Here is a 22,148-nt window from a genome sequence, read left to right on the forward strand (position 1 = left end):
CCCCAACTCGTTTCAACCGGCTACCAGTTGGAATTAGACAACTGTGCGAGAATCTGGCCCACCGACGAGATAATCCTCACAGACGACCTGTGATACGACATGAAGATGTGGGTTCTGGGCAGTGAGCCCCCCGCACGATGGAGCCGGGCAACGCTTTTCTCGCGGCCGGGCGAACGTCGGGCCATGGATGCCGGTGACGTCGAGTACGAGCCCGTGAGTGTCAAGGAGGTGCTCGCGGAGATGAAAGACACCGCCGAGTTGATGATCGACCTGTCGTTCTCGGCGGTGTTGCTGGGGAGTGCAGAGGTTGCCGAGGAGGTGCTCGAACTCGAGGACCGGATGGACGTCCTGCAGATGCGGGCCCGCATGAGCCTGATGATGGCAGCGCGCTCGCCCGAGGACGCCGAGGAACTCGCCCCCGTGCTGGGAATGGTCGGCGCGACCGAGAAGATAAGCGACGCGACCGGCGACATCGCGAAGGTCGTCCTCGAGGAGATCGGCCTGCCGGATGCCATCCGGACGACCCTGCCGGAGGCCGTCGAGACGGTCGTCCGCGCCACGGTCTCGGGGAACTCGTCGGTCACCGGCCAGAGCCTCGGGAGCCTGAACATGGAGACCGAGACTGGCGTCCGCCTCATCGCGATGCGTCGGGGCGGCGACTGGCACCTCAACCCCGGCAAGGACACCGTCCTCGAACCCGGTGACGTGGTCCTGCTCCGCGGTGCCGAGGAGAACGTCGCCGACGTGTACCAGGACGTGACCGGCGACGAGTTCGTCGCACCCGAACCCGTCGAGGAGGGCATCGACGACCTCGAACGGGCCGTCGACTCCATCGTCCTGATGAAGAACATGAGCGAACTCGCGGTCGACGTGGCCTACGGCTCGGTGCTGTACGGCTCCGAGGCGCTGGCCGAGGAGGTCGCCGAACTCGAGGCCGAGGTCGACGCGCTCGAATCCCGGTTCGAGGCGTGGGTGCTGCAGGCCGCCGAACGCGTCGACGACCCCGTCAGCCTGCGCGGGCTGATGCACCTCGCCGGCGCGACCGAGGTCATCAGCGACGCCGCCCTCGAGATAGCCGAGGGCGTCCTTCGCGGGATGGGCACCCACCCGGTCGTCGCCGAGGCCGTCTTCGAGTCCGACGAGGTCATCGTCCGGCTGACCGTCGCTCCCGGCAGCCAGCTCGCGGGCACCACGCTCGGCGACCAGATGGTCCGGACCGACACCGGGATGCGCGTCATCGCGGTCCGTCACCGCGACGCCGCGGGGAACGACTGGGAGATAATGCCGGGACCGAAGACGGAGCTCCGCGTCGGTGACGTGTTCATCGCGAAAGGGACCCGCACCGGGGCGACCCGACTGGCAGAACTGGTCGGCGACGACTCACTCGACGAATTCGAATAGCTCGTCGTCCTCACTGGGTTCCCACCCTGCGGGCGTCGGCGAGTCGCGGCACGCTTTTCCGAGCAGTATCCAGGCGAGCCCGAGTGGCGACACCGTCAGGAGGCCGACCCAGGTCGGGACCGAGACGACGGCGACGGCGGCGAAGCCGACCGCCGACAGCGGAAGGACGGCCGCTGCAGCCACTGCCAGCCCGCCGAACTCCTCGCGAGCCGCGAGCCCGAACAGGGCCGTCCCGACGAGCAGGCTGCCGAGTCCGACAGCGAAGGGAGTCACGAGTGGCGTTTCGGTCGTCGCCAGCACCGGCTCCGGGGTCAGCAACGCGCCGACGTGGACGGCACCGAGCCCGACGACCGACGTGAGGACGGCGAGGCGACCGAGGTCGCCGGCAACGAACTTGAGCCTGGTGTAGACCGCCCAGATACCGGGGAACAGTAACAGCGCGGCGACCGACAGCGTCGCACCCGAGGGTGCAGCCGCGACCAGCGACGTCGTCGCAGACAGCACCGCGAGCCCCGAGAGGCCGACCCAGACCAGCCCGCCGAGCGCGCCGACGGTCCCGCCGCGATGCACCCACTTCGGCGGATCCATGACCTGTACGACGGCGTTCCGGGCGGTGAGGACGGTCGCGACGAACATCGCGGTCGAGACGAAGACGACGAACGCGAGCACCACGAACAGCAGGGGCGAGCCCGTCCGGGGGCGCACGTCGGCCACGATGCCCGGAATCGCGACGAAGAAGACGAACAGCCCGAACGCGAGGACCAGCCCGCTCGCGACGCCTATCTTGACATTGCGGCCCGCGCCCAGCGCCGCGAAGAACTGGACCATCGGCGGGCGACCCGGGCGGTCGTCGCCAGTGTCGGTGTTCTCGCTCACGACCCGACCTTGGGAACTGGGGCACAAATCCGCGTCGGTCCCTCGCTGGCGGCCCCGCACGCTCACGCGTACGGGCCGAACTCCTCGCCCCGCAAGAGGAAGTAGCCGGTCCCGAGCAGGCCCACGACGGTCGCGATGGTGAACGCGAGCTGGGGGCCCGAGAGGTCGAGACCGGCCAGCGTGATCCCGCCGGTGCTGTAGAGCCAGCCGCCGACCGCGGCGCTCGGGATGGTGATGGCGTTCCGGACCAGGTAGTACGACCCCGTGACGCGCCCGCCTGCGTCCTTCTCGGCCGGGCCGACGATGAGCGCCTTGTGCGCCGGGAGGCCGGCGAACCTGAGTCCGGAGAAGGCCCAGATAGCCCCGACGACGACCGCCTCGGAGAGGGCGATGCCCGCGATGTCGAGGCCGCCGTCGGGCGCGTTCACCAGCAGGACGGGGAAGACAGAGTAGACGAGGAAACCGAGGCCCACCACCGGCACGAGGCCGGAGCGCTGGGTCAGCTTGGCGACCGGGACCATCGTCAGCAGTGCGACCGCCATCTCGACCGCGAGGAACACGCCGAACAGTGCCTCCGGGGCGAGGAAGACGCCGAAGATCGTCGCCGTGGTCTGCAACTCGCGGGTGACGACCAGCACCGCGAACACGTACACCATCCCGTTCGCGAACCGGACCAGGGTGTCCCCGACGAGCAGCGGGCGAAGCGGGGCCGGGAGGCTCGCGAGGTCGTCGCGAATCTGGGAGACGCCGGCGAACTCCTTCCCGAAGGAGTCGCCCTCCGACTCGTAGAGGACGTACTGGGCCACGGTCGCGACGAGTGCAGCCCCGAAGGCGACCGCGATGACGTACCGGAAGCCGAGGTCGAACCCGTAGGCCGCCACGAGTCCGGCAGCGACGAGCGGCCCGACCAGGAACGCCACCCGGCGGAAGGTCTCGGTGCTGGCGAAGCCCGTCGCGAGCTGGTCGGTCGGCACCGACTGCTTGACGATGGCGAACGTCGCGCCCAGCCCGAACGACTTCCAGGCCTGTGCGAACACCAGCCCCGCGAAAATCCACGCCCACGCCGGAATCGGCCCAACCGCGAGCTGCTCGGCGAACAGCCACAGCGCGAAGCCGACCGCGGAGGCGAACCCGAAGGCGGTGAGGGCGGTCCGCGAGCCGATGCGGTCCGAGACGGCCCCGCCGGGATACGGGTACACCGCCCCGATGAGGTTCCCGAAGCTCCCGTACAGCCCGACGACGACCGAGGTGCCACCCAGCGCGACGATGTACTCGCCCATGTACCGGCCCGTCATCTGGAAGCCGAGGCTGAACGCGAACATCGCCACCGAGAGCACGAACACGTCCCGCTCCAGCGCGAAGAACTGCCGGAAGTAGGTGAGCGCCCCGGGCGTGTCGCTCTCTGCCATAGACGTGTCTGTGAGCGAGGCAGACAAAACCGGTTCGGTCGCGCACGATTGCGAGGAACAGCCCCAGACGGAGCGGTCCAGTCGGCCACGCGATTTATGACAGTTCGGGCGAACGACACACCAACATGCAACGACGCCGACTACTGGGCGTGATGGGGGCACTGGTCGGCTCCGCCGGCTGTCTCCGTCTCAGTGAAGGCGGTGGGGCGACCGGAACGGCAGGGTCCCAGACGGTCTCTGCGACCGACACCGCGAACGGAACCGCAGCCAACACGAAGGCCGACACCGCGACCGACGCCGGCACCGCAGAACCGGTCGACAGACCGCCGGGGCTGCAGGGCGACGGGGTCGAGGCGTACCTCGCCGACGCCCACCTCAACGCCCTCTCGCGGACATCCTTCACCACGTCGTGGCGGTTGACCAACCTCACGAGGGGCGAAACGGCGGAGGCGAAGCAGGCGCTGGTCGGCGGGTCGGCCGCACTCGAACGCTGGCAGGACGGCAGCGCAATCGACATGTACCGCACCGCAGAGGGGTCGTACTGGCGACAGGACGTCGGCGGGCAGTCCACCTACGGCCACGGCCGGTACGACTTCGACCGCCAGCAGCTCGCCCGGGCACGCCAGCTCAGGGAGCTTTTCGCCGCCGGACAGTGGAAACCACCCGAGGAGACCGACGACCGGACGTTCGCCATCGAAGCCGACGGCGTCGGCGAGACGGGCAGGTTGAAAGAGGACTGGCGATTCCAGGCGAAGTCGGTCGAGTCGTTCACCGCGGAAGGGGAGGTCCGGCCGGATGGCATCGTCTCGAAGCTCACGGTCGAACTCTCGCTGCTCCGGGAGGACGACGGGCAGGACCGACTCGTCAAACTCCGCGTCGACTTCCAGACGACCGACGTGGGGTCGACCGACTCCTCCAAGCCCGACTGGTACAGCACCGCGGTCGAGCAGGCACCCGACGTGTCCGCCCGCATCACCGACGACGGGAACTACGTCCGGATGGAACACGCCGGTGGCACCGCGATGCTTCCCGGGACTAACGTGGTCCTCTACGACCGCTCCGAGGAAACCGACCGCGGTAACTGGGGCTACGAACAGCTCGGACAGCCGGTCGAGGCCGGCACCACGCTCTACCTCTGGATGGAAGACGGCCAGTTCCACTGGAACCGCGGCAGCAAGCCGGCGGACGCGAACCCGACGCCACTCGACGGCCGGTACGGCTTCTGGATGCACCGCGAGGGCGCAGAGTACTTCGGGAACATCGAACTGCCGAAGTAGTGCTCTGACAGTGCCGTCGGACTTTTAACACGTCAAACCTATCTATCGACTCGATATGCGACGACGCCGACTACTGGGGACGATGGGGGCACTCGTCGGCTCTGCTGGCTGTCTCCGCCTCAGCGGAGGAGACACCGAAACGACACGACCGCCGACGTTCTCCGTGACGAACACGGGGACCGGGACCGCAGCCAACACGAAGGCCGACACCGCGACCGACGGGCAGAGCGCCGAACCACTCGACCGACCGCCGGGGCTCGAGGACGACGGCGTGGCCGTCTACCTGGCCGATGCACACGTCAACGCGCTCTCGCGGACCTCCTTCACCGTCTCCTTCCGGTCGACGAACCTCACCCGCGGCGATACCAACGAGGCACGGAAGGCACTCGTCGGGGACGAGGGGGCACTGGAGCGCTGGCAGGACGGCAGCGCCATCGACATGTACCGCACCGCAGACGGCTCCTACTGGCGACAGGACGTGGGGGGACAGTCGACCTACGGCCGCCAGCGGTACGCCTTCGACCGCCAGCAGCTCATCCGGGCGCGTGACCTCCGGACGCTCATCCTCGCCGGGCAGTGGGACGCCCCCGAGGAGACCGACGACCGCGCCTTCGAGATAACGGCCGACGGCATCGGCGAGCCCCAGGCGCTCATGGACGAGTACGAGGGGCAGGAGCTGAAGTCCTACGCCGCCGAGGGGAAAGTCCTCGAGAGCGGTGCGATCGCCGAACTGACCGCCGAGTTCTCGTACCTCCACCAGGAGGCCGACCGCCTGTTCAAGGTCCGGGTGGACTACCGGGCGACGGACATCGGCTCGACCGACGCCTCGAAACCGGACTGGTACAGCACCGCGGTCGAGCAGGCACCCGACGTGTCCGCCCGCATCACCGACGACGGGAACTACGTCCGGATGGACCACCAGGGCGGCAACGCGATGCTCCCCGGGACCGCCGTCGTCCTCTACGACCGCGACGGTCGCGGCAACTGGGGGTACCGTGACCTCGAACAGCCGGTCGAGGCCGGCACCACCCTCTACCTCTGGATGGAGGACGACCGGTTCCACTGGAACCGCGGCGGCAAGCCGGCGAACGCGAACCCGACGACGCTCGACGGCCGGTACGGCTTCTGGATGCACCGCGAAGGTGCCGAGTACTTCGGGAACATCGAACTGCCGCAGTGACGACCGAGGGAGACGCCTTCCTCGCTCGACTCGAATACCGAAACGGCCGATACGTTTAGGCGAGTTGCTCGGAACCGCACAGGTATGCAACGCCGACACCTCCTCGGTACTCTCGCCGTCCTCGCTGGCACCGCGGGCTGTCTGCGGCTGGAAGACTCGGGAGCCGCGACCACCGGGCAGGCAGTGAGCGAGACGAGCGCCACCGCCACCGCAGCCGAGACGACGACCGCGACGGAGTCGGATACCACCGCCGAGACCGACGCGGCCGCCGCCGAGGTCCCCGACTACCCCTCCGGCCTCGACGAAGACGGTATCCAGTCGTACTTCGCGGACACGCACAGCAACGCTCTCTCGGGGGAGTCGTTCACGCTCCGCCGGCGCATCATCGATCAGGACCACGGCAGCACCTTGGAGAACGACCTGAACCGGGTCGGCAGTGGCGGGGAAGCGCTCGTGACGACCCAGTTCAACACCGAGGTGACGAAGTACCACAGCAGCCGCGGCGTCGTCTGGCGGCAGACCCACCAGGGCAGTGTCCGGTTCGGTTCGAACCCGATGTCGCTCCCGCGTCGCGAGTTCACCGGCTACCGGCTCCTCCAGAAACTGCTCCGGGCGGGCGAGTTCGGCGCGCCGTCCGACCCCGACACTGGCGGCGACCTGGTGACGTGGGACCTGCGAGCCGAAGCGCTGGCCGACCCGGGGCCAATCGAACAGCGCTTCAACGCGGCCGCGGTCAACAGCTTCGGTGCGGACCTGACCGTCGACGAGCGCGGTATCGTCGACGAACTCGTCGCGGAGTTCACCTTCGACCCGGCGTACGACGACACGGAGAAGTCACTGCTCACGCGCATCGAGACCAGCGACGTCGGCGGGACCAGCGTCTCCGAGCCGTCGTGGGCCGGAAAGGCCCGCGAGCGAAGCCCGAAACTGAAGCCCTCGATGGGCGACGACCGACGCGTCGTCACCATCTCTCACGAGGGTGGCGACCCGGTTCCCGCGGGGGCGGAGATATCGATGTACGACGAGTCTGGCCACCTCGGCTTCGAGCGCCTCCCAGAGCGTATCGAGACCGGTGGCCGGCTCGACGTGTGGATAGAGAACGGCCGGCTGGCCATGGAGTTCGGCGAGGCCGACGGCGCTAGCGCTACCCGCGAGTTCGGAAGCAGGACCGGCGTCTCGATGATGCTCAACGGTGCGCAGTACTTCAACCGCGATCTCAGGTGAGCCGGAAACCAGCGGGTGACGCCGCCGCATGTCGGTTGGTATACCGAACACCTAAAGGGTGACCGACCTTTCTGTAGGGCAATGACGACCCTGGGAACCGCGAGCGCGGCCCCCGGCGAGGTCGACACCGGTCGCCTGACCGTCGGGGAGACCCGCGACGGCAGCCCGGTCGGCCTCCCTGTCGCCGTGGTCAACGGCGAGCAGGACGGCCGGACCCTCTACATGCAGGCCGTGAGCGACGGGAACGAGTTGAACGGTGTCGGCGTCATCCGCGAGGTGTTCCCCCAGCTGGACCCCGCGACGCTGGCCGGCGAGATACGCATCGTCGGCATCGTGAACTACCACGGCTTCCAGATCGACTCGCACCGGAACCCCATCGACGACACGAAACTGAACCGGACCTACCCCGGCGACCACGACGGCACCTCCTCGGAGCGCCTCGCCGCGGCCACGTTCGACGCGGCCCGTGACGCCGACCTCATCCTCGACCTCCACCAGGGGTCGGACAGCCGGATGATAAACGAGACGCGGGTGCGCTGTGGCCGTCGTCACCGCCTGCACCAGAAGTGCCTCGAGCTCGCGAAGGTGTTCGGCGCGGGTCACATCCTCGACCAGAAGGGCCCCGACGGCCAGCTTGCACGAGCCGGCCCCGACGAGGGCATCCCGACCATCGACCCCGAACTCGGCGGCACCGTGGGCTTCGACCACGAGAGCATCGAGATCGGTGTCGACGGTGTGTTCAACGTCCTCCGGTACTACGACTTCCTCGACGAGGACGCAACGACGGAGACCCAGACCCGCGCGAAGGGCTTCGACCAGTACGGCTCGCCGGCCGGCGGGCTCGTGTCCTTCGAACCCGACCTCGGAGAGCAGGTCGACCGCGGCGACGTCCTGTTCACCGTCACCGATGCGTTCGGCCAGCTGAAGGCCGAAGTGACCGCCGACTCGAACGGTATCTTCTGGCGCGCCCGCCGGCTCCCGCAGGTCGCGACCGGCGAGTACGTCTGTTCGGTCGGCACGGACATCGACTCCTACTGATTCCCATGCAGCACCTCTACTGCCCCGAGTGTGGCACCGAACACGAAGCAAGTGCGGACGAACCGTGGCGCTGCCCCACAGACGGCCACGCGCTCGACCTCGAGACGCCGCCACTGCCGGACGGGAACCCGCTCCCCGTCAGCCAGCTGGACACGCGTCGCGGCCTCTGGACGTTCCACGAGTTCATCCCGGTCGACCAGCGCGTGACGCTGGGCGAGGGGTTCACCCCACTGGTGGACGCGCCCCACTGGGACGCCGAGTTCAAGCTCGAGTACGTCTCGCCGACCGGCTCGTTCAAGGACCGCGGCGCGACGACCACCCTCTCGCGAGCCGCCGGTCTCGGCGTCGAGAAGGTCATCGAGGACTCCTCCGGGAACGCCGGCTCCGCCATCGCGACCTACGCGGCCCGCGCCGGCATCGAGGCCGACGTGTACGTCCCGGCCGACGTGAAGCAGTCGAAGCTCATGGCCATCCAGCGCTCGGGTGCCCGCCCGGTCCGCGTCGAGGGCACTCGCGAGGACGTGACGCAGGCGGCCATCGACGCCGTCGAGAACGGTGAGGGCTGGTACGCCAGCCACGCCTGGAACCCCGCGTTCTATGCCGGCACGATGACGTTCGCCATCGAACTCGCCGCCCAGCGCGACTGGAGTGCCCCCGACGCCGTCGTCACCCCGGTCGGCCACGGCACCCTGCTGTTGGGCGCCTACCGCGGCTTCGACGTGCTCGAACGCGCCGGCATCATCGACTCCATGCCCCGCCTGCTCGGCGTGCAGGCTGCCGGCTACGCGCCCATCGCGGACACCTTCCACGGCTCGCCCGAGACCGAGGACGACCACCCCAACGACATCGCCGACGGAATCCAGATCCGCGAACCGGCCCGCATGGACCAGCTCGTCGACGCCCTCGAGGCCACCGGCGGCGACTGCATCGCCCTCGGTGAGAACATCGTCGAGAACACGCTGGATGCCCTGCACCGCCGCGGCTTCTACGTCGAACCCACCTGTGCGACCGCGCCCGCCGCGCTGACCAAGTACCGCGAGATGGGCGTCCTCGACGAGGACGACGACGTGGTCGTCCCGCTCACCGGCAGCGGCCTGACGACGCTCTGAGCCGTGACGAGCCACCCCGCCTCGTTCTGCCCGGACTGTGGGACTGAGACCGAGAGCACGCACTTCGACGGGCGCGACCGGAAGCTCTGCCCCGCCTGCGAGCGCATCGTCTGGCACAACCCCATCCCGACCGCCGGCGTCGCCGTGGTCGGTGACGAGGGTGTGCTACTCGGTCAGCGCGACGTCGAACCAGGCATCGGCGAGTGGGGCGTCCCCGGCGGCCACATGGAGGTCGACGAGACCCCCGAGGAAGCTGCCGCCCGCGAACTCGAAGAAGAGACCGGCGTCAGCGTCGACCCCGACGAGTTGGCACTCCTCGAGACGTTCACGAGCGGTCCGTTCGCGGGGAAGTACGTCGTCTCCATCGGGTTCGCGGTCCGCGCCGAGGCGACGACGGGGACGCCGGAAGCCCTGAACGAGGTGCAGGCGGTCGGCTGGTTCACGCCCAGGTCGTTCGCTGCCAGTGACGCGGTGCTGCACGAAGACCACGCCCAGCGCCTGCGGCTCGCGTGGGAACGGTTTGGGTAGTCAAGGTGGAGTGGAAGCGAAGGGGTTCTAATTTTGCAGTGGCGGGTGGCGCGCGTCGGAAGCAGTCGCCGAACGATAGTGAGGCGGATGCTGGAGCGTGCGAGGGACGACTGGAACGAAGCGTAGCGAAGTGAAAGGAGTCGGCTGGGGAGGGTGTGGTGCGGTCTCCATTTCAACCAGCGATAGTCGACGAGGTCGAACCAGTCGCAACGCTCGAAACACGAGCAGAACCACCCAGAACGACTGCGTCAACGCTCAGGATGCGTCTCGGCGTCGAACCCACCCCGCACCAGCGGTTTCGCGACGTGCCTGCGGGCACAGGGCGGCACCTCGTACCAGCCCTCCGCAAGTTCGCGCTCGACCGAAACCTCGACCTTGCCCGGCGCGTCGGTCCCGCAGTCCCGGCATCGGTAGCCCTGGTTCCGGCCCGCGGACTTCATCGTGTTCCCGCAGCCGTCACAGACGGGGGTTTCGTATCCAGTCCGATTCAGCTCGCGAACCGCGAACTTCTCCAGTTTCAGGGTTCCATGGGTGACCTCGCCACAGACGGTGAGTGCGTCTCCCGCCCTGAGATTTCGAACCCGGTCGCGGAACCGTTTCGTGGGTTCGAAGGCGGCGCACTGGATGGACTCCTCACCCGCCGCATCCGCGAACTCGAAGAAGACGTGCCCGCCCCGCCTCGTCTCTGGTTCCGAAGCCACGACACCCGGGACGCGGTAGGCCCGGTCTTCTGCCAGTGACCCGAGTTCGCCAGGGGCAAGGTGGGCATCGGTGCCCTGGTTCGTCTGGAACGTCGCCGCGTCGAACACCGGTTCGGAGTCGATGGCTCCTGCAAGTGCCCGGCACGCCTCGGAATCGTCACCGCGAATCCCGTGCAGGATGGGACACGGCGTGTGGGGCACGCAGACCGCCTCGCCCTCGACCCGATCCACTGTGTCCCAGGCGCGGGGGTAGTACTCGTCGGCGGCCGCGAAGAGCGAATCGTAGTCGATGTCGCGCTCGGTCCCCCATCGGTCGGGCTCGCGGTAGCTGATGTGCTCGGTCGTCCAGTCGTCGAAGGCGGCCCAGGAACCCACGGCGGCGAGTGCACCCACCAGCCCTTGCGAGTTCTTCCAGCCGGCGCGGGCGTAGCCGAACTCGTCGGCCAGTTCCTCGGCTCGTTCGACCGGGATAATCTCACGGAGGGCGTCTCGGGCGAATTCGGCGACCGCGTCGGGCACGTCTTCGGGGTCCCCGGAAGCGACCACGAGGCCGGGATTGGTCATCGGGTCGTCGGTCTCGGCCGCCCCGTCCAGCTCCTCGCGGGCGAGTTCGAGGGCCGTCTCCGGGTCGGCATCGGTGTGGATTGCGAGCGCGGCGTTCCCGCGAGTCTTGAACTCGACCGCGGGATTGAGCCGGATGAGGAGCAGGCGCTCGACCGTCGCGCCAGCGTCGCGCAGGCGTGTGGCGACCCGGTTCGCGACGTAGGTCGTGCACATCCCGCGGGTGCGTGAGTCCGTGTCGTCCAGCCCGATGACCGTCATCGTCTGCGAGAAGTAGGCCGGTGGCTATCGGGGTTTCGACTCGTGCCCAAAGAATTGGAGGGTGCTGCGGCGTTACTTGCTCTTCTGCTTCCCCTTCCCCTGCTCTTCGTCGTCATCGTTCCCGGAACCGCCCGGTGCCGGATGGCAGGCGTTCTCCGAGACGCGCTCGAACCGTTGGGGGAGGAGTGGGTCGTAGTCGACGCCTTCGCCGACGCGCTCGCCACGGCCAGCGTTGTTCTCGTCGGTCGTCGGCCCGGTCGGATGGCCCCAGAAGTTGCAGGTCGCGTCCACCACGCCGTTACCGGATTCGTTCTTTGCAGCGGCATCAGTGTGGTCGAAGAAGTTGCAGTGGTGGACGTGGAGGCCGTCTCCGGAGGCGGTCCCCCGGGTCGTGACACCTATCTCGTTTGCTTCGAAGGTCGTTCGTTCTGCGGTGGCCTCGATCGTGGACTCATCGTCGTATCCCCAGGTGAGCATGCCGACGTCGTTGTTCGAGATGGTGCAGTCGGTGAGTACCACGTTCCGTACGGTAGCGTGTTCAGCCCGGCCGCCACGACTGGTGTCTCCAACCCCGAAGACGACGACGCCGAGGTTGTACTTCGAGATGTCCTGTTCAGTCACCTGGATGTCCTCGATATCGGCACCGTAGCCGACGATCTGGATTCCGTGCCTCGCCGTGTACTCGTCGGGTCGGACGTCTCGATGGATCTCGTTATTTCGAACGGTTACACCGCGAACCAGACGGCCACGGCTCCACACGTTGACCCCGAGCTGGCAGTTCTCGAACCGGTTCTCCTCGACGGTGACGTCGGCAAGGTCACCCGCACGGGTCGTCAGTGGGATACAGCCGGTGCCACAGTCGACCGCCTCGTTGTCGCGACAGACCACGTCTCGGATGCCGCTTTTCGTGTCCGAATCCGACGTGAAGGAGGACATGGACAGGAACTTGTAGGCGTGGTTCGCGCCGGTGACCCGGTTGCCCTCGATAGTCACGTCACGAATCGCCGCTGCTCGCGACCAGTCCGGCCCTCCGTTCGCGTCTATATTGATACCGTGTTTCTCGTTGGCCTGGATGTCATCGTCGCCGTCCGAGGTGAGTTCGACGGTGTTGTCCCGGATGGTGACCTGCTCGACGAGCGACTGCGCCCCGGAGTAGTTGTGAGAGAACACCTTGATGCCAGAGATGTCGAACCGCCCGACAATCTCGTTGGCCGCGACCGTGACGTTCCGCGATACCGAGGTCCGTCCGTCCTGTGCATTGGCCTGGATTCGAATGCCGTTTACGGGATTGCCGTCGGGTGTGTTCTGCTCCCACCATTTCCCCTCCGCGTCTGGGACCGGGTCGGAAGCCGTTATCACGTTGTCCCGAACCACCGAATCGGTGACGCCGGACAGATTGATCGCCGTGTGTGCGATCGAATCGAACCGACAGCGCTCAACTGTCCAGTTCCGTGAGGTTCCCCGTCCGCCGTTGTACACAGCGACAGCCGATCCGACGATATGGTCCATCGAGACGTCACGGATGGTGACGTTGGACCGGTACCCGGTCTGGATGCCAGCCCCGGCCTCGTTGGTCTCCTGCCCGGGCGAGTTGAGGTCCGCGCCGAAGTTTCTGATGACGACGCCCTCGATGGTCAACGAGGGACCGTCCTCGGTGTTCTCCATCGAGATGCCACCGGCCCCTGTCACACCGCCACCGTCGATGACCGGGGCATCTGGCCCTGCACCTCGTTCATCCCCTCCGGTATCACCCCGGATTGTGAGTGACTTCGCCGCCGGGACCCAGACCTGTTCAGTATATGTGCCACTCGCGATGTGGATGGTCGCCCCATCGGGTGCCGCCGCGACGGCTCGTCGAATCCGGTCGTACGCCTCCGGGTCGTCCTTGTCGACCGTGAGTTCGCGTGCCGCTGTCGCCGTGGTCGTTCCGACGATTCCGATACCACCCGCCATCAGCGATTTTTTGAGAAAATCTCGTCGCCGTGCTGGTCCAATCCCCATTTCGGATTGACAGTCAAATTAGAATGACAAATAACTGTTGGCCATCATGAATGAGTCGGTAGTAACGAGTTCAAACAGGTTTAGAGCAAGAGATTCGAATTCAGTGTTTCTACCGGTGATTCAGCACGAGACATGGATTACTCTGTTCCAGACACGATTCTTCGAACGGCCCGTCAGGCCAAGACCGGCCACGACTGTCCACCCACCACTGCTCCGGGAGAGGTATCCACGAAAACGCCCGACTCACCCGGTCTCAGAAGCCGTGAGGACGACACAACACATATATGCGAGAAACAACTTACGTGTCCGTATGTCTCGGGATGCACTGGTCGAGAACCTCACCGCCATGCTGCAGGATGCAGGCTTCCGCGTGAGCGACCGGTGCGTCATCCGTCCGAAGAGCTTCGACCTGGCAGCCCGCCGGGGCGAGGAACTCGTCCTCGTCAAGATCCTCTCGAACATCGACGCCTTCGACGCGGCGACCGGCGCGGAGATGCGACGGCTCGGGTCGTACCTGGACGCGACGCCCCTGGTCATCGGTCTCAGAACGCGCGACGAGGACCTCAAGCCCGACGTGGTGTACTTCCGCCACGGCGTTCCCGTCATGGCACCCAACACCGCGATGGACCTGTTCGTCGAGAACGTGCCGCCGCTCATCTACGCGGCCCCCGGCGGCCTGTACGTCAACATCGACGGCGAGCTGCTGGCGGACGAGCGCGAACAGCAGAACATGAGCCTCGGACAGCTCGCGAGCGAACTCGGCGTCTCCCGGCGCACCGTCTCGAAGTACGAGGACGGCATGAACGCCTCCGTCGACGTGGCGATGCGCCTCGAAGAGATGTTCGACGCACCCCTGACCGCCCCGGTCGACGTGATGGACGGGGCCGACGAGGTGCGCGAGGCCGAGCCGACGCCGGACGACCCGGAGGCCGACCCGGACGACGAACCCATCGTCACCGTGATGACCCGCGTCGGCTACGACGTCCACCCGACGCTTCGCTCGCCGTTCAAGGCTGTCAGCGAGGACAACGAGGCCGACGACGAAGGGCCGGTGTCACACCGCGACGTCCGCGAGCACACGCTGCTCACCGGCCACTCGAAGTTCACGAAGGCCGCCGAGAAGCGCGCCCGCATCATGAGTTCCATCGGGTCGGTCACCCGCACCCGGTCGGTGTACTTCGTCGACCGCTCGAAGCGCGAGTCCGTGCATGGAACCGCCATCATCGAGCGCGAGGAGGTCGAGCAGATGCGCGACGCCGACGACCTGCGCGACCTCATCCGCGAGCGGACCGACGTGGAAGAGGAGCCGGCCTGAGTCGGCACTGGCGGGCGTTCGTTCTCTCGTCGAAACAGACAGCGACAGCCTGTAGCGGCCCGCTTACGCTTCCGCGCCGTACGTCTTCTCCAGGTAGGCGACGATGTCGTCCGACTCGGGCATCCCGTCGACGCCGTGTTCCTTGTCGACCAGGACGGGCACGCCCGTCTGGCCGCTGACCTCCTCGACCTCCGTGCGCTCGGCGTGCGAGCGCGGCACCTCGTGGGAGACGTACTCCAGGTCGAGGTCGGCGAGCTTGGACTTCACTTTCGCGCAGTAGGGACAACCCGGCAACTCGTACAGTTCGAGGTTCGTCATGGCTGGCCGGACGTAGGACCGCCCATATAAAGAGGCCAGCGGTCCTGTGTGACGCCGCCGCCAGACCACCGCTGGTGGCAGGCCGCCCGAGCACCGGACATCACGGCCCGCCAGTACACAAGACACTTACGTCCTGTTACGTGATATATCAGTCACGTGCTGGTGAGCCCACTCGTGGTGTGGCTCATCGTGCTCGCCCTGCTCGCAACCGTCGGGGGCCCGCTCGCGGCAGCCGCCCTCCCACGGTCTTACGACCGCGGCACCGCGTTCGCCCTCCCCATCGCCCTGGTCGTGGCGACCCTGTTCACCTACTGGGCTGGACAGGTCAGCTTCACAACTACTACGGTCATCGGAGCGGTGGTGCTCCTCGGCGGTCTGAGCCTCCTCGCGAGCCGAGTCGCACCACCCATCCCGCGCAGAACCGCCCTCGAAACAGCCGCGGTGTTCGGTGTCGCCTTCGCGGCCATGCTCGCGCTCCGGCTCGTCGGCCCTGCCGCCATCCCGCCGGGCGGCGAGAAGTTCCTCGACTACGGCCTCCTCCGTGGCGTCCTGCGCGCCGACCAGCTTCCGCCCGAGGACTTCTGGTTCGCGGGCGAGCGACTGCGCTACTACTACGGCGGCCACCTCGTCGCGGGAATCGTCGCGAAGCTGTCCGGCGTCGAGGCGAAGTACGCCTACAACCTGGCGATACCGACCTTCTTCGCCTGCATCGCGACGGGTGCGTACAGTCTCGCGGGGACCATCGCCGACGCGCGGGACCGGTCGCCCCGGGCCGCTGGACTCGCTGCCGTCGTCGTGGTCGGGTTCGGGAACAACCTCGCACCCCTCGCCCGGCTGTTCCTCGGGGTCCTGCCCGACTCGCTCGTCGAGCAGTACGGTCGAGCCGCCGTCGCGGGAATCCGCGCACCCACCAGCGAGGCACTCGACAGTGTCATCGGCTACGCGAACTGGGGCTACTGGAACACCCGGTACGTGCTGGACGGGACGCTCGTCGTCTCGCCCTCGTGGGAGTACGTCAACGGTGACCTCCACGCCCACATGATGGCACTGCCGTTCCTCCTGCTGGTCGCGGCGCTCTGTTTCGCGTGGTGGCGGACCCAGAGCACCGACCCGCGGCGCTGGCTCCGTCTGCTCGCGGTGATTCCGGTCGTCGGCCTCCTCGCACTGACGAACCTCTGGAGCGTCCCGACCGCCTGCGGTCTCGTCGCCCTCACGGTCGCCTGTGCGGGCGACCACCCGTTCCCCGGGCTCGACCGGGGGAGTCGCTTGCGGCGGGAGGTGACCAGACATGCCTCCGCGGCCGCGAGCGCCGTCGTGGTCGGGGGCGGCGGCGCGCTCGTCGCGGCACCGTTCCTGCTCGACCACACGCCGGTGAGTCGTGGCGTCGGCCTGTTGCCACCGCGGAGCGCACTCGTGCCGTTCCTCCTCGCCTGGGGCCTGTTCGCCGTCCCCTTCGCGGTCGTCCTGCTGCCGCGGGTGCTGTCGTGGACGGCGGGCTCTCGGCGGCGAACCGCGGGCGTCGGCATCGTGCTGCTGGTGTCGGTCGCTGGTCTCGCCGTCGACTTCGCAGCCCTCGCCGTCCTCGGCCCCCTGCTCCTGGCGGGCTGGGTGCTCTCGCGGGCCCGGGCCGACTTCACCGCCGCACTCGTGCTCGCGGGGGCGGGGCTGTTGCTCATCGTGGAACTCACCTACGCCCGGGTGTGGCCGGTCGGCGGCCACGAACGGTGGAACACGGTCTACAAGGTATCCATACAGGTCTGGACGTTGTGGGGCGTCGGGCTGGGTGTCGTGCTCGGCCGGTGGCACGACCGACTGCACGAGTCGCTGCGGGCGCTCGGACAGGACCGGGACCTCCCGGCAGCACCCTCGAAGACCGTCCTGACGAGCGTCCTGCTCGTCGCCGTCCTGCTCTCGACCTGCGCGTTCCCGGTGCTCGTCTACGACGCCCAGGTCGACCCGGTCGTCTCGAACCCCGGGCAGGCAGACCTCTCGCTCGACGCGACGCGATACGTCGAGCGCGCCCATCCGAACGAATCCGCGGCCATCGACTGGCTGAACCAGCGAGAAGGCACGCCGACCATCCTCACCCAGGCCGGCGACGAGACGTACACGTGGCACTCCGCACCGGCGACCCTGACCGCCCTCCCGACCGTCGTCGGCTGGGAGCACGAGGCCGGCTATCGCGGCATAGAACCGTACGAGAGCCGGGTTAACGACACCGCGACGATATACAGCGGTAACTGGTCAACGTCGGCGCAGCTGCTGGCCAGATACGACGTTCGCTACGTCTACGTCGGGCCCGACGAGCGCCGCCAGTACGACCAGCCGACGCTCACGCATCCGGACCGGAACCTGGTCGCGTTCGAAGAGAAACCGGGAATCACGGTCGCCCACCGGAGCGGGACCGTGACCATCTACGCCGTCAACGAGACGGCGATGTGTGCCGCTGAGAATGTGAGTTGTCCGTGATCAGCCGAGGACGCCGCCGGTGCGGACGACGAAGTAGACGAGGAACGCGCCGGCGAGCAGCCACTGCCCGGCCGAGATGTCGTCGAACTCGCCAGCGGCCGCCTTCACGAGCGGGTAGCTGAGGATACCTGCCGCGATACCGTACGCGATGGAGAACGTGAACGGCATGATCATGATGGTCAGGCCGGCCGGCACCGCGTGCGTGATGTCCTGCCAGTCTATCTCGACGACGTTGCGCATCATCAGGACCGCGATGACGACCAGCGCGAGGTGCGAGGCGTACATCGGAATCGCGGCCGCGAGCGGAACGAACGCGAGCGAGAGCAGGAACAGCAGCGCGACGACCAGCGCCGTCATGCCGGTGCGACCGCCCTCTTCGACGCCCGTCGCGGACTCGATGTACGTCGTGACCGTCGACGTGCCGAGGATGCCGCCCGCGGTCGTGCCGACCGCGTCGGCCATCAGGGGCTTGTCGATGTCGGGGAGTTCGCCGTCCTCGTCGAGGAAGTCACCCGCCTGTCCGACGCCGACGAGCGTGCCGGCGGTGTCGAAGAAGTCCACGAAGAAGAACGTGAAGACGACGAGCGCGAAGGTGAATGCCTCCACGTTGCCGAAGCCGCTGATGAACGCGCCGACCAGCGGCGTGATGTCGTAGGTGGCCGCGGGGAGTTCGCTCGAGACGAACGCGCCCTCCTGGATGAACTTCCCCGAGAGTGCCGCCGGGGCGTACCCGAGGTACGAGAGGACGAAGCCCGCGATGGTCGTCAGGGCGATGCCGACGATGATGGAGCCCTTCACACCACGGGCATACAGCGCCATGGTGAGGAAGAGGCCGAGGACCGAGACGATGGCGACCGGGTTCTGTGCCAGCGACCCGAGCGTGATCATCGTCGCCTCGTCGGGGGCGACGACGCCCATCGCCTGCAGGCCGATGATACCGAGGAAGAGGCCGATACCGGTCCCGACCGAGAACTTGACCGGTTCGGGGATGAGGCCGATGACGAACTCACGCGCGCCGACCGCGGTGAGGAAGATGAAGATGACGCCCTCCACGAACACCGCGGCGAGTGCGGTCTGCCACGGTATCCCCAAACCGAGCACGACCGTGAACGCGAAGAACGCGTTCAGGCCGAGCCCCGGTGCCTGCGCGAACGGTCTGTTCGCGTAGAACGCCATGACCGTCGTGGCGACGACGCTCGCCAGGATGGTGACGACCGCCAGCATCTGGATGACCTGTCCCTGGGAGTAGCCCTGGATCTGCACAGCGTTGCTCATGATGGCGGGGTTGACGGCGACGATGTAGCTCATCGTCAGGAACGTCGTGATACCCGCGACGATCTCTGTTTTCAGGTTCGTCCCGTGCTCCTCGAAGCCGAAGTAGTCGGCGAACCAGCTGTCCCCACCCGTGGACGTGGACTGGTTTGCCGTGCTTTCACTGGAACCCATAATGCACGTATGGCCAACCACAGAATTACTAAATTAAAGCTTTACGGAAATTCAGCCCCGATATAACCATGAACTTGCATATTTTCGCGGTCGTACCCTCCGAAAGCCGACAGGGCGGCACGACGACCACCAACTTTCTGATTCATGCTCCGGGAGTCGGGGACGCGCTGAATTCCGGCCTGCGAACCACACACCTGTCACCTCGTTTTGAGGAACACGACACGCCAGTCAAACCATCTGCCTCGTGCAGACGGACCGTATCGACCGTCGTTCGAGACACCGTCCCGGAATCTTTCAATCCAGAATCACTACGCCAATTTTTATACCGGGACGCACAACGTCATGCCAATGGACGTCGCGGACCTGCCCCTCGCCGACCGATTCGTCGACCACTTCCACGCGAAGGGGGTCGAGGAACTCTATCCCCCACAGGTCGAAGCGGTCGAGGCCGGTGTCTGCGAGGGCGGCCGCGTCCTCGCCGCGGTCCCGACCGCCTCCGGGAAGACCTTCGTCGCCCAGCTCGCCATGCTCACGAGCGACGGCCCCGCCCTGTACGTGGTGCCGCTCCGGGCGCTCGCGACCGAGAAGTACGACGAGTTCTGCGAGCTTCCCGATGTCTCGGTCGGCATCTCGACGGGGGACTTCGACGCGACCGACGAGGACCTCGCCGAGCACGACATCGTGGTCGCCACCAGCGAGAAGGTCGACTCCGCGATTCGAAACGGGGCGGCGTGGGTCGAGGCCATCGACTGCGCCGTCGTCGACGAGATACACCTGCTCGACGCCGATGGCAGGGGACCCACGCTGGAGGTCACCATCGCCAAACTCCGCCGGCTCACACCGGACATCCAGCTGGTCGGGCTCTCCGCGACGGTCGGCAACGCCGAAGAGATCGCCGACTGGCTCGACGCCGAACTGGTCCACTCGACCTGGCGACCCGTCGACCTGAAGACCGGCGTGTACGCCGAGGAGACCATCAGCTTCGACGACGGCGAGGAGCGCGACGTGGACACCGGCGGCGACCCCGCTGCCGTGGCGCTGGCCCGCGACGCGGTGGAGGACGGCGGCCAGTGCCTCGTGTTCGTCTCCTCGCGTCGGGCCGCCCAGGGCCTCGCGACCGACCTCGTGGACGAGTGGTTCGATTCTGCGCCAGAGGTCGCCGAGGAGTTGCGGGTCAGCGCCGCCACCGACACCGGGATGGAACTCGCGCGGTGTGCCGCGAACGCGGTCGCGTTCCACCACGCCGGTCTCTCCGCGGAACACCGCCGACTGGTCGAGACCGCGTTCCGCGACCGCGAGCTGAAGGTCATCGTCGCCACGCCCACCCTCGCCGCGGGCGTGAACGTCCCCGCCCGCCGGGTCGTCGTCCGCGACCACGAGCGCTACGACGGCAGTGGGATGGAACCCCTGCCCGTCCTCGAGGTCCACCAGATGTTCGGCCGAGCCGGTCGGCCACACCTCGACCCCTACGGCGAGGCGATGCTGGTCGCCCGCGACGGCGAGGCCGACACGCTCCGTGAGCGCTACATCGGCGCGGACCCCGAGCGCGTCACCTCCAAGCTCCACAGCGAGGTCTCCCTGCGGACTCACGTCCTCTCGACCGTCGCCTCCGGGTTCGCGGACTCCCGGGCCGCTGTCCTCGAACTGCTCGACGAGACGTTCTACGGCCACCAGCGCCCCGGCAGCGACCTCGAGGCCGTCGTCGACGACGTGCTCGACTACCTCGAATCGGCGGGGATGCTCGACCGCACCGGCGGCCTCCGGGCGACCAAACTCGGCTCCCTCGTCTCCCGGGTGTACGTCGACCCCGTCACCGGCGCGTCTGTCATCGACGCCCTGGGTCGGGCGGCCGACAACCCGCGGCTGACCCCCCTCACTGTGCTCGAACTGGTCTGTGACACCACCGACATGCCGGAACTCTACACCCGGAACGACGAGGCCGGTCGGCTCACCGACGAGGCGATGCGCCGCGAGTCCGAGCTCACGAAGTCGGTGATGGACTTCGACGGCGACTTCCAGGCGTGGCTGGACGTGTTCAAGACCGCGAAGATGCTCTCCGACTGGTCGGAAGGGGCGGACGCCGACACGGTCGCGGAACGCTACGGCGTCGGACCCGGCGACGTGCGCCGCATCGCCGAGCGTGCCGCCTGGCTCCTGACGGCGACCGAGTCGCTGGCGGAGTACATCGCCGACGAGGGGACCGACGTGACGCGAGTCGCCCGGGTCATCCGGGAGACGCGCGAATCGCTGGTCGAGCGCGACGTGTGATAGCAGGGAGAAGCAGCCAGAATCAGGGTTCGACGTCGACCAGCGCGCCCACGGGTGCGTCGGTCCGCTCGGCGGCTCGTTCCTTGCCCTCGTCGCCGACCGCGATGAGCGCGAACACGCCCGCCACGTCGGCACCCGCGTCGGATACGATGTCGAGCAGGAGTTCCTGGGTCTCGCCCGACCGGATGAGGTCGTCAACGACGAGGACGGAGTCACCCGCATCGAGCGCCGACGCCGGAAGATAGTACGTCAGTTCGATGCCGGACTGGAGGCGCTGGCGGGCCTCGATGAACTCCTCGACCGCGGTCTCCTTCGACTTCTTCGCGTACACGCAGTCCGCACCGAAGTAGCTCGCCATCGAGGCGGCGAGCGTGATACCGTCGGTCGCGGCCGTCAGGACGGCGTCGGGGCGGTCGAACGCGAAGGCGTCGGCGGCGACCGGCGCGACGAGGTCGAGGAAGGCCTGGTCGAAGACGGCGGCGCTATTGTCGACGTAGCCCTCGTCGTCGACCCGGATGCGCGCGCCCAGTTCCGCGGCGAGTTCGTCGCGACCGACCCCTTCGACGACCTCCCGGGCCCGGTCGGCGCTCGGGAGGACGTGGCCGTTCACGTAGCGGTTCAGGTCGCCTGCCGGCAGCCCCGTCAGCGCCGCCAGCTCGTCGTACGTCCGCGTCTCCTTGAGCATCTGGAGGACGTCGACGGCGCGCAGCTGGAGGGCCGCCTTCTCGGCTCGGTTCATACCCACTATGCACGACTACACAATCAT

At 67.5% G+C, this 22,148-nt stretch carries 17 protein-coding genes; 10 read left to right on the plus strand and 7 right to left on the minus strand.

Translation table 11 applies throughout. From position 1 onward, the window contains the following. Nucleotides 1–183: 183 nt before the first annotated feature. On the plus strand, nt 184–1,401 hold the full coding sequence (locus N6C22_RS00850) for a potassium channel family protein (RefSeq protein ID WP_261648685.1): 1,218 nt from the start codon (nt 184–186) through the stop codon (nt 1,399–1,401). Here N6C22_RS00850 and N6C22_RS00855 read toward each other — a convergent pair. Together N6C22_RS00855 and N6C22_RS00860 are read right to left on the minus strand one after the other, a co-directional pair. Next, the gene (locus N6C22_RS00855) at nt 1,381–2,277 is read right to left on the minus strand and encodes a hypothetical protein (RefSeq protein ID WP_261648687.1); all 897 of its coding nucleotides are present in this window, start codon (nt 2,275–2,277) and stop codon (nt 1,381–1,383) included. The genes N6C22_RS00850 and N6C22_RS00855 overlap by 21 nt on opposite strands. Nucleotides 2,278–2,339: 62 nt before the next feature. Further along, entirely contained in the window at nt 2,340–3,686 is a 1,347-nt protein-coding gene (locus N6C22_RS00860) for an MFS transporter (protein WP_261648688.1), read from the minus strand. Nucleotides 3,687–3,811: 125 nt separating this feature from the next. On the opposite strand from N6C22_RS00860, the gene N6C22_RS00865 reads away from it, so the two are divergent. The 6 genes from N6C22_RS00865 (at nt 3,812) to N6C22_RS00890 (ending at nt 10,042) form a co-directional block, all read left to right on the plus strand. Further along, entirely contained in the window at nt 3,812–4,963 is a 1,152-nt protein-coding gene (locus tag N6C22_RS00865; RefSeq protein WP_261648690.1) for a hypothetical protein, read from the plus strand. A 55-nt stretch (nt 4,964–5,018) separates the two neighbouring features. Further along, nucleotides 5,019–6,143 (plus strand): hypothetical protein, encoded by a 1,125-nt coding sequence (locus N6C22_RS00870; RefSeq protein ID WP_261648691.1) that lies wholly within the window; start codon nt 5,019–5,021, stop codon nt 6,141–6,143. An 84-nt stretch (nt 6,144–6,227) separates the two neighbouring features. Continuing rightward, nucleotides 6,228–7,367, plus strand: coding sequence for a hypothetical protein (locus N6C22_RS00875; RefSeq protein ID WP_261648693.1), 1,140 nt, complete (start codon nt 6,228–6,230; stop codon nt 7,365–7,367). A gap of 81 nt (nt 7,368–7,448) precedes the next feature. After that, nucleotides 7,449–8,405 carry a succinylglutamate desuccinylase/aspartoacylase family protein gene (locus tag N6C22_RS00880; protein ID WP_261648694.1) on the plus strand — a complete coding sequence of 319 codons (957 nt, stop codon included), beginning with the start codon at nt 7,449–7,451 and terminating at the stop codon, nt 8,403–8,405. Between the two features lie 5 nt (nt 8,406–8,410). Then, nucleotides 8,411–9,514 carry a threonine synthase gene (locus N6C22_RS00885; RefSeq protein WP_261648695.1) on the plus strand — a complete coding sequence of 368 codons (1,104 nt, stop codon included), beginning with the start codon at nt 8,411–8,413 and terminating at the stop codon, nt 9,512–9,514. A 3-nt stretch (nt 9,515–9,517) separates the two neighbouring features. Next, nucleotides 9,518–10,042 (plus strand): NUDIX domain-containing protein, encoded by a 525-nt coding sequence (locus tag N6C22_RS00890; protein WP_261648697.1) that lies wholly within the window; start codon nt 9,518–9,520, stop codon nt 10,040–10,042. A 248-nt stretch (nt 10,043–10,290) separates the two neighbouring features. Here the strand turns inward: N6C22_RS00890 and N6C22_RS00895 are convergent, their stop codons facing one another. Together N6C22_RS00895 and N6C22_RS00900 are read right to left on the minus strand one after the other, a co-directional pair. Continuing rightward, the gene (locus tag N6C22_RS00895; protein WP_261648699.1) at nt 10,291–11,565 is read right to left on the minus strand and encodes a tRNA(Ile)(2)-agmatinylcytidine synthase; all 1,275 of its coding nucleotides are present in this window, start codon (nt 11,563–11,565) and stop codon (nt 10,291–10,293) included. A gap of 72 nt (nt 11,566–11,637) precedes the next feature. Continuing rightward, the gene (locus N6C22_RS00900; RefSeq protein ID WP_261648701.1) at nt 11,638–13,518 is read right to left on the minus strand and encodes a right-handed parallel beta-helix repeat-containing protein; all 1,881 of its coding nucleotides are present in this window, start codon (nt 13,516–13,518) and stop codon (nt 11,638–11,640) included. Nucleotides 13,519–13,876: 358 nt separating this feature from the next. Here N6C22_RS00900 and N6C22_RS00905 point away from each other — a divergent pair, with 358 nt between their 5' ends. Further along, nucleotides 13,877–14,881 (plus strand): transcriptional regulator, encoded by a 1,005-nt coding sequence (locus tag N6C22_RS00905; RefSeq protein WP_261648702.1) that lies wholly within the window; start codon nt 13,877–13,879, stop codon nt 14,879–14,881. Nucleotides 14,882–14,944: 63 nt separating this feature from the next. Here N6C22_RS00905 and N6C22_RS00910 read toward each other — a convergent pair whose 3' ends face one another. Next, nucleotides 14,945–15,199: a glutathione S-transferase N-terminal domain-containing protein gene (locus N6C22_RS00910; protein ID WP_261648704.1), complete on the minus strand. Its 255-nt coding sequence runs from the start codon at nt 15,197–15,199 to the stop codon at nt 14,945–14,947. Nucleotides 15,200–15,355: 156 nt separating this feature from the next. On the opposite strand from N6C22_RS00910, the gene N6C22_RS00915 reads away from it, so the two are divergent. After that, the gene (locus tag N6C22_RS00915; protein WP_261648705.1) at nt 15,356–17,668 is read left to right on the plus strand and encodes a DUF2298 domain-containing protein; all 2,313 of its coding nucleotides are present in this window, start codon (nt 15,356–15,358) and stop codon (nt 17,666–17,668) included. Here the strand turns inward: N6C22_RS00915 and N6C22_RS00920 are convergent, their stop codons facing one another. After that, complete coding sequence (locus tag N6C22_RS00920) at nt 17,669–19,114, minus strand: NCS2 family permease (RefSeq protein WP_261648706.1); 1,446 nt, start codon at nt 19,112–19,114, stop codon at nt 17,669–17,671. Between the two features lie 348 nt (nt 19,115–19,462). Between N6C22_RS00920 and N6C22_RS00925 the strand changes: the two genes are divergently transcribed. Then, nucleotides 19,463–21,382: a DEAD/DEAH box helicase gene (locus N6C22_RS00925; RefSeq protein WP_261648707.1), complete on the plus strand. Its 1,920-nt coding sequence runs from the start codon at nt 19,463–19,465 to the stop codon at nt 21,380–21,382. A 22-nt stretch (nt 21,383–21,404) separates the two neighbouring features. On the opposite strand, the gene N6C22_RS00930 is transcribed toward N6C22_RS00925, so the two are convergent. Beyond that, a complete protein-coding gene (locus tag N6C22_RS00930) occupies nt 21,405–22,121 on the minus strand; it encodes a phosphoribosyltransferase family protein (protein WP_261648708.1) in 717 nt (238 codons plus the stop codon). Between the last annotated feature and the right edge of the window lie 27 nt (nt 22,122–22,148).

Origin of the sequence: Haloarchaeobius sp. HME9146 (genome assembly GCF_025399835.1) — an archaeon.
GTDB lineage: Archaea > Halobacteriota > Halobacteria > Halobacteriales > Natrialbaceae > Haloarchaeobius.